Origin of the sequence: Nonomuraea sp. NPDC049646, from assembly GCF_044465525.1 — a bacterium.
Classification (GTDB): Bacteria; Actinomycetota; Actinomycetes; order Streptosporangiales; family Streptosporangiaceae; genus Nonomuraea.
The window spans coordinates 72,535-84,614 of the sequence record NZ_JBITLU010000014.1; the positions used below are offsets into that span (position 1 = coordinate 72,535).

Annotated in this window: 11 protein-coding genes; 6 read left to right on the top strand and 5 right to left on the bottom strand. The window is 72.0% G+C overall.

Going from position 1 to position 12,080, the window contains the following annotated elements; translation table 11 throughout:
- The first annotated feature begins 1 nt into the window (after position 1).
- Genes tal through pgl form a run of 5 tightly spaced genes read left to right on the top strand, consistent with a single transcriptional unit; the run spans position 2 to position 6,024 of the window.
- Complete coding sequence (gene tal, locus ACIBQ8_RS35215) at positions 2–1,093, top strand: transaldolase (RefSeq protein ID WP_397177209.1); 1,092 nt, start codon at positions 2–4, stop codon at positions 1,091–1,093.
- A complete protein-coding gene (locus ACIBQ8_RS35220; RefSeq protein WP_397177207.1) occupies positions 1,090–2,706 on the top strand; it encodes a glucose-6-phosphate isomerase in 1,617 nt (538 codons plus the stop codon). Before tal ends, ACIBQ8_RS35220 begins: the two co-directional genes overlap by 4 nt.
- 1 nt (position 2,707) lies before the next feature.
- Positions 2,708–4,309 (top strand): glucose-6-phosphate dehydrogenase, encoded by a 1,602-nt coding sequence (gene zwf / locus ACIBQ8_RS35225; RefSeq protein WP_397177205.1) that lies wholly within the window; start codon positions 2,708–2,710, stop codon positions 4,307–4,309.
- Positions 4,309–5,223 (top strand): glucose-6-phosphate dehydrogenase assembly protein OpcA, encoded by a 915-nt coding sequence (gene opcA, locus ACIBQ8_RS35230; RefSeq protein ID WP_352323011.1) that lies wholly within the window; start codon positions 4,309–4,311, stop codon positions 5,221–5,223. Before zwf ends, opcA begins: the two co-directional genes overlap by 1 nt.
- A 27-nt stretch (positions 5,224–5,250) precedes the next feature.
- The gene (pgl, locus tag ACIBQ8_RS35235) at positions 5,251–6,024 is read left to right on the top strand and encodes a 6-phosphogluconolactonase (RefSeq protein WP_352323012.1); all 774 of its coding nucleotides are present in this window, start codon (positions 5,251–5,253) and stop codon (positions 6,022–6,024) included.
- A 3-nt stretch (positions 6,025–6,027) separates the two neighbouring features.
- On the opposite strand, the gene ACIBQ8_RS35240 is transcribed toward pgl, so the two are convergent.
- The 4 genes from ACIBQ8_RS35240 to add all read right to left on the bottom strand — a co-directional run bounded on the left by ACIBQ8_RS35240 (position 6,028) and on the right by add (position 10,101).
- On the bottom strand, positions 6,028–6,606 hold the full coding sequence (locus ACIBQ8_RS35240; protein WP_397194131.1) for a hypothetical protein: 579 nt from the start codon (positions 6,604–6,606) through the stop codon (positions 6,028–6,030).
- On the bottom strand, positions 6,599–8,704 hold the full coding sequence (locus ACIBQ8_RS35245; RefSeq protein WP_397194132.1) for a hypothetical protein: 2,106 nt from the start codon (positions 8,702–8,704) through the stop codon (positions 6,599–6,601). The genes ACIBQ8_RS35240 and ACIBQ8_RS35245 overlap by 8 nt, the downstream gene beginning before the upstream one ends.
- The gene (locus tag ACIBQ8_RS35250) at positions 8,701–8,952 is read right to left on the bottom strand and encodes a hypothetical protein (protein WP_397194133.1); all 252 of its coding nucleotides are present in this window, start codon (positions 8,950–8,952) and stop codon (positions 8,701–8,703) included. The genes ACIBQ8_RS35245 and ACIBQ8_RS35250 overlap by 4 nt, the downstream gene beginning before the upstream one ends.
- Positions 8,953–9,081: 129 nt before the next feature.
- Positions 9,082–10,101, bottom strand: a complete 1,020-nt coding sequence (gene add / locus ACIBQ8_RS35255; RefSeq protein ID WP_397194134.1) for an adenosine deaminase — start codon at positions 10,099–10,101, stop codon at positions 9,082–9,084.
- 102 nt (positions 10,102–10,203) lie between these two features.
- Between add and ACIBQ8_RS35260 the strand changes: the two genes are divergently transcribed.
- On the top strand, positions 10,204–11,070 hold the full coding sequence (locus tag ACIBQ8_RS35260; protein ID WP_397194135.1) for a class I SAM-dependent methyltransferase: 867 nt from the start codon (positions 10,204–10,206) through the stop codon (positions 11,068–11,070).
- 114 nt (positions 11,071–11,184) lie between these two features.
- On the opposite strand, the gene ACIBQ8_RS35265 is transcribed toward ACIBQ8_RS35260, so the two are convergent.
- Positions 11,185–12,054 carry an oxidoreductase gene (locus ACIBQ8_RS35265; protein WP_397194136.1) on the bottom strand — a complete coding sequence of 290 codons (870 nt, stop codon included), beginning with the start codon at positions 12,052–12,054 and terminating at the stop codon, positions 11,185–11,187.
- Between the last annotated feature and the right edge of the window lie 26 nt (positions 12,055–12,080).

Here is a 12,080-nt window from a genome sequence, read left to right on the forward strand (position 1 = left end):
GATGAGCGAGAACCTCAACAAGCTGTCCGGCCAGGGCGTTTCCATCTGGCTCGACGACATCAGCCGCGAACGGCTGCGCACGGGCAACCTCGACCAGCTGATCCGCGAGAAGAACGTCGTCGGGGTCACCTCCAACCCGACGATCTTCGCAAGCGCGCTCAGCAAGGGCGACGCCTACAACTCCCAGCTCCACGACCTGGCCGTGCGCGGCGTCACCGTGGAGGAGGCCGTACGCGCCATCACCACGTACGACATCCGCTGGGCCGCCGACGTGCTGCGCCCGGTCTACGACGCCACCGGCGGCGTGGACGGCCGCGTCTCGCTGGAGGTCGACCCCCGCCTGGCCCGCGAGAGCGAGAAGACCGTGGCCGAGGCCAGGGCGCTGTGGTGGATGGTCGACCGGCCCAACCTGTTCATCAAGATCCCGGCCACCCTTGAGGGCCTGCCCGCGATCACGCAGGCGCTGTCGGAGGGCATCAGCGTCAACGTCACGCTGATCTTCTCCCTGGAGCGCTACCGCGCGGTCATGGACGCCTGGCTGGCCGGGCTGGAGGCCGCGCAGGCCAAGGGCCTGGACCTGGCCACGATCGAGTCGGTGGCCTCGTTCTTCGTCAGCCGCGTCGACACCGAGATCGACAAGCGGCTCGACAAGCTCGGCAAGCCGGAGCTGAAGGGCAAGGCGGGCATCGCCAACGCGCGCCTGGCCTACGCCGCCTACGAGGAGGTCGTCAGCTCCGAGCGCTGGCAGCGCCTGCGCGCCGCGGGCGCCCGTCCGCAGCGCCCGCTGTGGGCCTCGACCGGGGTGAAGAACCCCGACTACTCCGACACCATGTACGTCGACCAGCTCGTCGCCCCCGGCACCGTCAACACGATGCCGGAGAAGACGCTCGACGCCACCGCCGACCACGCCCAGGTCACCGGCGACACCGTGCGTCCCTTCTACGAGCAGGCCTGGAACACCATGGCCGCGCTCAAGGACGCCGGCATCGACTACGACGACGTCGTGCGGGTGCTGGAGGAGGAGGGCGTCGAGAAGTTCGAGGCGTCCTGGAACGAGCTGCTGGAGAGCGTCACCAAGAATCTGGTGCCATGATCGAGGTGTCCTACCGCGAGGAGGGGGTGGCCGCGGCCGCCTCCTCCGTCGCGGGGCGCCTCGTCGCCGACGGCGTGCCCGCGCGGCTGGCCGGCGGCGACCCCACGCTGTGGGGTGAGGACGCCGAGGCGGTGGCGGCGGTCCGGCTCGGCTGGCTGACGCTGCCGCGCACCTCCCGCGAGCTCCTTCCCGAGCTGGGCAAGCTCGTGGAGCGGGCGCGCGCCGAGGGCCTGACGAACGTGGTGCTGGCCGGGATGGGCGGCTCGTCGCTGGCTCCCGAGGTGATCTGCCAGACCGCCGACGTGCCGCTGACCGTGCTGGACACGACCGACCCCGCGCAGGTCCGGCGGGCGCTGAGCGACCTGCTGGAGTCCACGGTCGTGGTGGTGGCCAGCAAGAGCGGCTCGACCGTCGAGACCGACTGCCACCTGCGCATCTACGAACAGATCTTCACCGAGGCGGGCATCTCGCCCGCCGACCGGATCGTGGTCGTCACCGACCACGGCTCTCCGCTGGAGCAGCGGGCCGTCGACGGCGGCTACCACCTGGTGCTGGCCGTCCCCGACGTGGGCGGCCGCTACTCGGCGCTGTCGGCGTTCGGGCTGGTGCCGAGCGCGCTGGCCGGGGCCGACGTCGAGCGGCTGCTGGACGACGCCGAGGAGGTGCTGCCGCTGCTGTCGCAGGACACCGGCAACCCCGGCCTCGACCTCGGCGCGGCCCTCGGCGGCGCGGCGCTGGCCGGGCGCGACAAGCTCGTGCTGGAGGACCAGCTCTCCGGCATCAACGGGCTGCCCGACTGGATCGAGCAGCTCGTCGCCGAGTCCACCGGCAAGCAGGGCAGGGGCATCCTGCCGATCGTCAACGCCGACCCCAACCACACCGGCGACGAGCTGGTCGTCGCGATCGAGTCCGACGACGGCGCCGTCCGCGTCGACGGGCCGCTCGGCGGCCAGTTCCTGGTCTGGGAGTACGCGACCGCCGTGGCCGGGCTGCTGCTGGAGATCGACCCCTTCGACCAGCCGAACGTGGCCGAGTCCAAGGAGAACACCGCGGCCCTGCTGGCCCTGCCCGACCTGCCGCTCGGCGCTCCCACGCTGGTCGACGGTCCCGTCGAGGTCTACGGCGCGGTCCGCTCCCACGACCTGCCCGGCGTGCTGGCCGAGCTGCTGAAGGCCATCCCGCACGACGGCTACCTGGCCGTGATGGCCTACCTCGACCGGCTGGCCGCCTTCGACGCGCCGATGCCCGAGGGGGCCGACTTCGAGCAGATGACCGACGCGTGGATGATGGCCGACGCGGCCACGCTGCGCGCCCTGCTCGCCATCCGCACCAACCGGCCGGTGACGTTCGGGTGGGGGCCGCGCTTCCTGCACTCGACCGGCCAATACCACAAGGGCGGGCCGCAGAACGGCGTGTTCCTGCAGATCACGGGGGCGGTGACCGACGACGTCGCCGTGCCCGGGCAGCCGTACACGCTGGGGCGGCTCCAGCTCGCGCAGGCGCTGGGCGACCTGGCCGCGCTGGAGACGCGCGGGCGGCCCGCCGTACGCCTGCACTTGACGGACCGCGCGACGGGTGTCGCGCATTTGCTCGCAGCCGCACAGGAGGTTTGAGATGACTGACGAAGCATCTCCTGAGGAGGAGGTCGTCGCGGTGGCGGCGGCCGTGGCGAACACCGCCACGACATTGGAGGTCGCCGAGGCCAACCCCTTGCGCGACCCGCGTGACAAGCGGCTGCCGCGGGTGGCGGGGCCGTGCGTGCTGGTGCTGTTCGGCGTGACGGGCGACCTGGCCAAGCGCAAGCTGCTGCCGGCCATTTACGACCTGGGCAACCGCGGCCTGCTGCCGCCCGGTTTCTCGCTGGTCGGTTTCGCCAGGCGCGACTGGAAGGACCAGGACTTCGCGCAGTTGACGCACGACGCGGTCAAGGCGCACGCGCGTACGCCGTTCCGCGAGGAGGTCTGGAAGCAGATCCTCGAAGGCATCCATTTCGTGCCGGGCGAGTTCTCCGACGACGGAGCCTTCGACGCGCTGGCGATGGCGTTGGCGGAGATCGACCAGACCCGCGGCACGGGCGGAAACTACGCTTTCTACCTGTCCGTCCCGCCCAAGTTCTTCCCCGTGGTGGTCGAGCAGCTCAAGCGCACCGGCCTGTCCGACGCGCCCGAGGGGTCGTGGCGGCGGGTGGTCATCGAGAAGCCGTTCGGCCACGACCTGAAGTCGGCCCACGAGCTGAACGAGATCACCACGTCGGCGTTCCCGGAGAGCTCGATCTTCCGGATCGACCACTACCTGGGCAAGGAGACGGTCCAGAACATCCTGGCGCTGCGCTTCGCCAACAACCTGTACGAGCCCATCTGGAACCGCAGCTTCGTCGACCACGTGCAGATCACCATGGCCGAGGACATCGGCATCGGCGGGCGCGCCGGCTACTACGACGGCATCGGCGCGGCCCGCGACGTGATCCAGAACCACCTGCTCCAGCTGCTCGCGCTGGTCGCCATGGAGGACCCGACCTCCTTCGACGCCTCGGCGCTGCGCCGGGAGAAGGAGAAGGTGCTCAAGGCGGTGCGGCTGCCGTCCAACCTGGGGCTCAACACCGCCCGCGGCCAGTACGCGGCCGGGTGGCAGGGCGGTGAGAAGGTCGTCGGCTACCTCCAGGAGGAGGGCATCCCCGCCGAGTCGATCACGGAGACGTACGCGGCCATCAAGCTGGAGATCGCCAACCGGCGGTGGGCCGGGGTGCCGTTCTACCTGCGTACCGGCAAGCGGCTGGGCCGCCGGGTCACCGAGGTGGCCGTGGTGTTCCAGCGGGCGCCGCACCTGCCCTTCAGCAAGACCGACACCGAGATCCTGGGCCAGAACGCCCTGGTCATCCGCGTGCAGCCGGACGAGGGCATCACCGTGCGGTTCGGGTCGAAGGTCCCGGGCACCGCCATGGAGGTGCGCGACGTGTCCATGGACTTCGCCTACGGCGAGTCGTTCCTGGAGTCCTCGCCCGAGGCGTACGAGCGGCTGCTGCTCGACGTCATGATCGGCGACCCGCCGCTCTTCCCGCACCAGCGCGAGGTCGAGCTGTCCTGGACGATCCTCGACCCGATCGAGGACTTCTGGGCCACGCAGGGACAGCCCGAGGCCTACGAGTCGGGCTCGTGGGGACCGGAGTCGGCCGACGCGATGATGGCGCGCGACGGCCGCGTGTGGAGGAGACTCTAGTGACGACTTTCATGCTGTCGGACACGACGGCCGGCAAGATCTCGGCGCAGCTCATGCTGCTGCGCCACCAGATGGGCGCGCCCGCCATCGGCATGGTGCTGACCCTCGTGGTGGTCTCCGAGGAGCGCCACCAGTACGACGCGCTGCGCGCCGCCACCGAGGCGGCCCGCGAGCACCCCTCGCGCATCATCGTGGTGATCAAGCGGGAGGAGGCCGAGCCCAACCGCCTCGACGCCGAGCTGCGCATCGGCGAGAACACCCCGGGCGAGGTCGTGGTCCTGCGCCTGTACGGCGAGCTGACCCAGCACGCCGACTCCGTCGTCAGCCCCCTGCTGCTGCCCGACACCCCCGTGGTGGCCTGGTGGCCGGGCGCGGCCCCCGACGTGCCGTCCAAGGACGCGATCGGCGCCCTGGCCCAGCGGCGCATCACCGACGCCAAGGGCTTCGAGAACGGCGGCGCCGCCTCGCTGGTCACCCGCGCCAAGGGGTACGCCCCCGGCGACACCGACCTGGCCTGGGCCCGGCTGACGCCGTGGCGCAGCCTGCTGGCCGCCGCGTTCGACCAGCCGGTGGGCAAGGTGCGCAAGGGCGTGGTGGAGGCCAGCGCCGGGCACCCGAGCGCGCCGCTGCTGGCGGCCTGGCTGTCGGAGCGGCTGGGCGCGCCGGTCAAGGTGGGCGAGTCGGCCGGTCCCGGCCTGACCGCCGTACGGCTGCAGACCGGCGACGGCGAGCTGTCGGTCATGCGTTCCGACGCGCGGCTGGCCACGCTGTCGCGTCCCGGCCAGCCCGACCGGAACGTGGCCCTGGCCAGGCGGCACACCTCCGAGCTGATGGCCGAGGAGCTGCGCCGGCTGGACAGCGACGAGGTCTACGAGGCCGCCGTCAAGCGCTTCGCCCGTACGTACAAGGGCTGACCCCCCTCCACTTGAGAAAGAAGTGTCGTGAGCGTTCCCAACGTTGTCGTGCACCGCGACGCCGACGTCCTGGCCAAGGCCGTGGCGGCGCGCATCATCACGCGCTTGGTCGACGTGCAGTCGGCCAAGGGGTCGGCCTCGATCGTGCTGACCGGCGGCACGGTCGGCATCGCCACGCTGGCCGCCATCGCCGCCACGCCCGCCCGTGACGCCGTCGACTGGCGGCGCCTGGACGTCTGGTGGGGCGACGAACGTTTCGTGCCCACCGGCGACAAGGAGCGCAACGAGACCGGCGCCCGCCAGGCGCTGCTCGACCACGTCGACCTGGACCCCGCCCGGATCCACGTCATGCGCGGCCCCGACTCGGGCATGACGGCCGAGGAGTCGGCCGAGGCGTACGCCGCCGAGCTGCGCGCCGCGGCCCGCCCCGAGGACCACGGCCCGGTGCCGGCCTTCGACGTCATGCTCCTCGGCATGGGCCCCGACGCGCACGTGGCCTCGCTGTTCCCCGGCATGCCCGCCCTGTACGACACGCGCCCGGTCGTCTCCGTCCACGGCTCCCCCAAGCCGCCCCCCACCCGCATCTCCCTGACGCTGCCGGCCATCCAGGCGGCGCGCGAGGTGTGGGTGGTGGCGGCCGGGGAGGAGAAGTCGGGCGCGGTACGCCTGGCGCTGTCGGACTCGGGGCACGTCCAGGTGCCCGCGGCCGGCGCCCGCGGCCGAGCCGGCACCCTGTTCCTCCTGGACCGCGCCGCCGCCGCCAAGATCCCCCCAGAACTGGGCCGCCTGGCCTCCCCCTGACGCTCAACGCGGGTCGGCGGCGGGGGTGCAGGCGAACATCTCGCCGTACCGGCGCTGCGCGATCCGCACGAGCTGAACGAGATCGTCGTCCTGGTCCCGTGCGGGGTTCCTCATGATCGTGATGCCGATGAACGGGCTCGCGTCCCCGCACCGGAACCAGACGCCCGCGCTGCGGAACGGGTACAGCCGGGCCTCGAAGTCGTGTATCTGCCCCTTGCCCAGCTCGGGCGGCAGCTTCACGGGAGAGCCGTCCTTCCCGTGGGCGGCGAAGGTCTCGAAGGTCTCCGGGCGAGCCGACACGTCGTAGCTCGTGATGACGATGCTGCGCTCGTCGTTGGACACCACACACGTGTTCCCCACCGGGTGCCTGCTGTTGGGCCCCGCCTTGTACGAGCCGGTGTAACCGGTCAGCTCGGCGAGCGCGGCGCGCGGGACGAAGTTGCACAGGTAGGGCGGCACGTCGGTGACGGGCCGCCGCACCGGTGCGGGCGTCCCCGTCGGCGTGGTCGTCCGGTCCGGCGTGCAGGCGGCGGCCGAGACGGCGAGGAGCAGGCACAGCAGCGCGGGCAGCGGCCTAGCCATGGTGTTCCCCGGGCTTCTCGGGCTTCCTCATGTGGCTGGTGAACTCGCCGGTGCCGGTCCTCGTCATCCCCTGCGCGTCGCCGAAGTCGCTGGGGATGGTGGTGTGCCGTTCCATCCACTGCAGGAACGCGTCGTATTCGTCGTGGTTCATGGAGGCCGGCGGCTTGACCCGCGGCGGGTCACCGACCACGAAGGGCTGCCCTTCCAACTGCTCGTGGTCGTAGTGCTCGTGCGTGATCGCGGAGGATTCGAGCATCTGTCTCACCAGCTGGTCGACGACCTCCTCGTTCTCGGCCCCTTCCGCGACGTTCCTGACGGTGTGCCCGCCGCCGTGCCCGGCCTGATCGACCATCCACTTCCCGGCGCTGGTGTAGCCGTCCTTCACGAAGTTCTCGTACGCGGCCTTGGCCGCCTCGATGCCCGCCTTCCCCACGAGCCCGGCGCCGGGCACGGGGATCTCGCCGATCCCCATCTCGACCAGCTTCATGAGCTCGGCGTCCGCCGCGTCCGCCTCCTGCCCTCGGGCGATCAGGGCCTGTCCGCGCGCCTCCATGAGGTGTCCGAGACTGCGGGCGTCGTTGGTCACCACGTTCTTCAGCATCGTCTCGTTGCCGGTCATGATCGCTTCGTCGACATCGCGCCGCATGTGGCCGATCTCCCCCATGAGCAGGTTGTCGTAGGCCCTGTCGTCGGCGGCCAGGTCGAGTGTGACCAGATCGAGGTCCGCGGCGCCGAACCGGCCGATGGAGTGCCCCGCGTTGACGCTGGTGAGCTCGCCGGCGGCGGCCCGGGGGGCGTTCTTGTAGAAGGCGGCGGACAGGTCGTCGGCGTGGTCGCCCAGGATGCGGCCCATGTTGTCGCGGATTCCCGAAAGGTCGTCGAGCTCGGACGGGTCCGCGAAGACGACCTTGCCCGTCTCGTCGAGCGTCACGTGGGGCCGCACGTCGTCGGCGTAGATCTGGGTGGCCAGGACGGCCAGGGACTTGGACAGGTCGTCCTGGCCTTTCATCGCGGCCTCCATGGCGCGGCCCAGCGACTCGCCGTGGTCGCCCATGGCCCACTGCGGGCGGCGGTCATGCATCAGGTACGTCAGCAGCTCGCGGTCGGCGAGCAACGCCTGGGCCGGCTCCCTGCCGCGGGCCGCGACGGCCAGCAGCGCGCCGATCGGGTCGGCCGCCCCGATCTCGTCGGTGTCCTGGAACGGCTGCGAGGCGGCGGGAGCGGGCAGGTTGTAGACGTCGGTGTCACGGGGCAGGAAGCGCACCCCGTGCTCCTTGAGGTGGTCGCGGTCCCAGCGGATCATGTCGCGGCCGATCGTACGCATGAACCACGAGCTGTACGCCTCCCGCTCCCCCGCCGCCAGGACCTGGCCGAGCGCCCAGTAACCGGGGGCGGTGAGCCCGCCCATGCCGGGCGCCGGCGTCTCCTCGCGACCGCGTCTGCGTAGGTCGTCCAGGAAGCGGGTGCCGAGCCGTGGAGTGCCCTCCTTGGCGACGGTGGCGTGGGCGAGGGCCGTGGCCAGCACGGACAGCAGCTCCTGGTGCTGCTCGCGCAGCTCGCGCGCCTGCTCCGGGCCCTGGTCGAGCGCCATGCGCACGCGGGCCGACAACTGCACGGGCAGGGTGGTGAGCGCCTGCGGACCGAGCTTGTCCAGCAGGGCCGTGGCGAAGCGGGGGTCGTTCAGCCTGCCCTTGAAGGCGGCGAGCTTCGTGAGCGCGTCCTTGTCGCCGCGTCCGGCCGCCGCGACGAGCCCGGCGGCCTGTTCTGCCTCGACCCGCACTTGGGACGGGATCAGCCGCCCTTCGTCGATGCGTACCGCGCCGGACGGCACCACGGAACCGGGGACGGGGTGGCCGAAGACGTCGGTGTCGACCTGCTCGGTCTCGTAGGCCAGGTCGCGCCGCCGGTACAGGTCGGGCGCCTGCTCGGTCAGCCAGCGGGCCGCCCGGTCGATGACGGCGACCCCCGGGTGGCTCATGCTGATCCCCGCCAGGATCGCGCGCAGCTCGCCCGCGCAGCCGGTCAGGGCCTGGCCCGCCTCCTGCACGCCCTGTCCGAGCCGGTGCATCTCGCGCGGGTCGAGGGAGGAGAACGTCACAGGTTCCTCCGCTCGTCGAGGGAGTAGCGGGCGGCTTCCTCGCGGAGCTCCTCGACGATCTCTCGCAGGCCGCGCCACACCTCCAGCCTGCGGCGCGCGAGGTCCTGGGCGAAGGCGTCGGCGGCCGGGCCCGTCCAGGTGCGTCCGTCCGTCATCTGGCGCACGGCCTCGTCGAGGCAGTGCCAGTGCCGGTCGGACAGCGCCTGCACGCGGCGCTGAGCCTCCAGCAGGTCCGCCGGAGTAGTCATGAGAACCTCCCACCGACCGTGGTACGCACGCCGCGCCCCCTCAGGCTCGATCCGTGCTCCACGATGCCAGGAGAGTCCGGTCGCGTCACGCCGTTCGGTGAGGACGGCATGACGCGACGTGCCTGGCCGTCAGAGGGTGGCGGTCAGGGTGTCGATCTCCTTCAGGAGGGTCTGCTTGCGGTCGGCGGCCAGGTAGGAGGCGTTGACGGCGTTGCGGGCGAGCCGGGCCAGCTCGGGGGCGTCCAGGCCGAGCACGTGGGCGGCGGCCCGGTACTCCCCCGCCAGCGTGGTGGCGAACATGGGCGGGTCGTCGCTGTTGAGGGTGACGTACAGGCCCTCCTCCAGCATCCGGGGCAGCGGGTGGACGGCCAGGTCGGGCACCTGGCCGGTGCAGACGTTGGAGGTGGGGCAGACGTCCAGGGGGAGCTGGGTCTCGCGCAGGTGGGCGACCAGGCGGGGGTCGGACAGGCAGTTGATGCCGTGGCCGATGCGCTCGGCGCCGTAACCCTCGATGACCTCCCACATCGTCTCGGGGCCGCTCATCTCGCCGCCGTGCGGGACGCTGTGCAGGCCGGCGGCGCGTGCGGCGGTGAAGGCGTCGCGGTAGGCGTCTCGGTACTTGGGGCGGTCCTGTTCGATGCCTCCGATGCCGAAACCTACCAATGCGGCGGGAGGTTCGCGCAGAGCGTGGTCGACGGTGATCCGGGCGGCCTCCTCGCCGTACTCGCCGGGGATGTCGAAGATGTAGGCCATCTCCACGCCGTGGTCGGTCAGGGAGCGCCGGGCGGCCAGGTCGAGGGCCTCGGTCACCTCGCGCATGGGCATGCCGACCATGTGGTGGGCGTACGGGGTGACCTGCAGCTCGGCGTACCGGCCGCCCTGTCCGGCGAGGTCCCTGGCCAGCCCGAGGACGAGGGTGGCGACGTCCTCGGGCTCGCGGACGAGGCTGTTGACGGCCTGGTAGACGCGGGCGAAGTGGGGGAAGTCGAGGAAGGTGTAGAAGCGGCGCAGTTCCTCCTCGGAGGTCGGCACCTCACTGCCGGGATGCCGCCGGGACAGCTCCAGCACGGTGTCGACCGAGGCCGAACCGACCAGATGCACGTGCAGCTCCACCTTGGGCAGCGCGTCGATGAAGGCGTCGATGGTCATGGCGAAGACCATAAGCCTGAGATTTCGTCCTAAGACAGAGAACGGGGTGAAATTTCACCTGAAGATGTCAGGATTAGGGCGGCGCGGGTAGGCTCGTGGCCTGTGAGGGATCCCGAGGCTTACGACCGCGGCTTCGCGCGGCTCAGCTCGCACACCGTCCAACCCCTGCTCGCCGCCGTGACCCGAGGCGCCGACGTGACGCCGGGCCTGGACGGCCGGGTGGGGCGGCGTCCGGAGGCAGGCGGTCCAGAGCGGCGTCCGGAGGCAGGCGGTCCGGGGCGGCGCCCGGAGGCAGGCGGTCCGGGACAGCGTCAGGTGCGGATTCTCGACGTCGGGTGTGGCACCGGCGTGGTCACGGCGGCCGCGCTCGCGGCCGGCGCCGAGGTCACCGCTGTGGACGCCGATGCCGCCATGCTGGAGCTGGTCGCCCGCCGCCACCCCGCGGCCACGGTCCGCCGGGCCACCCTGCCCGTCCTGCCGTTCGAGGACGCCTGCTTCGACGCCGTGGCGGGCAACTTCGTCGTCAACCACGTCGCCGACGTCCCGGCGACGCTCGCGGAGCTGCGCCGGGTGCTGCGTCCCGGCGGCGCCGTCGCGCTGACCTGGTGGAAGTCCGACGAGATGACGGCCACGAACGTCTTCGCCGAGGCCCTGGCGGCGGCGGGGGTGCCGTACGAGCCCCCGGTCCGCCCCTTCGCCACCGTGGAACGGCCGGAACGCTTCGCCGGGCTCATTAAAGAGGCGGGCTTCACGGCCGTGGACGTGCGGACGCTGCGCTGGCGGCACCGCGTGGACGTCGCCGCCTGGTGGAGCGGCGTGGTCGAGGCGGGCGGCCCGCGTTTCGAGACGGTCGCCCGGCAGCCGCCGGAGACCTACGCCCGCGTCCGGGCCTGCTACGACCGCCTGGCCGCCCCGTACGCCGGCGCGGGCTTCCCCGTCTGCGCCCACCTGGCCCGCGGCCTGCGCTGACCGGGGCCAGGGCACGTCGTCCACCGATCCTCGCCGAACGGCGGCCCGGCGAAGCCACACCACGGGCCTCAGGCGCCCCGCACCCGGTGAGCGCTCCGGGCTGCGGCACGTGCTTCAGCGGTGGGCGATCTCCTCGAACCGTACGCCCGTGAGCTGCGCGGACACCTCCCACAGCCGCCTGGCGACCTCCTCGGACCTGGCCGTCTCCGAGGGCGTCAGCAGCTTCAGCCGGGGGCCGACGAACTCGCCGCCGGTGATGTCCGGCGAGGTGGCGGCGTACAGGGAGGGGGCGGCGCCGGCGTCGGCCGACCGGAGGAACAGCCGCAGGAGGGGCTGCAGGGGCCCCAGCTTGACGAAGCGGGTCGCGGTGGCGCCCGGGTGGGTGGCCACGCTGATCAGGCGCGTACCGGCGCTGGAGGCCCGTCGCTGGAGCTCCAGGGTGAAGAGCAGGTTGGCGAGCTTGGACCGTCCGTACGCGCTCATCCGGCCGTAGCCGCGTTCCAGGGCGAGGTCGTCGAAGTCGAGCCTGCCCATGGAGTGCGCGTCGCTGGAGACGGTGACCACCCGAGGGTGCGGGGCGGCCAGCAGCCGTGGCAGGAGCAGCCCGGTGAGCGCGAAATGTCCGAGGTGGTTGGTGGCGAACTGCAACTCCCAGCCGTCCTTGGTCAGCCGGCGGGGGATCAGGCCGATGCCGGCGTTGTTGACCAGCAGGTCCACCTTGTCCATCGTGTCGGCGAAGCGCCGGACCGAGGACTGGTCGGCCAGGTCGAGAGCGCCGTACACGACGTCGGCGCCCGGCACCGCCCGCCGGATCTCCGCCACGGCGGCCTCGCCCCTGTCCGCCGAGCGGGCGGCCACGATGACGCGGGCACCGTGCCGGGCCAGCTCGCGGGCGGTGGGCAGGCCGATGCCGCTGTTGGCGCCGGTCACGACGGCCGTTGTGCCGGTGAGGTCCGGGATGTCGGCGGGCGTCCAGGGGGCCATCGCCCCTCCTTGCAGCTGTACGAACG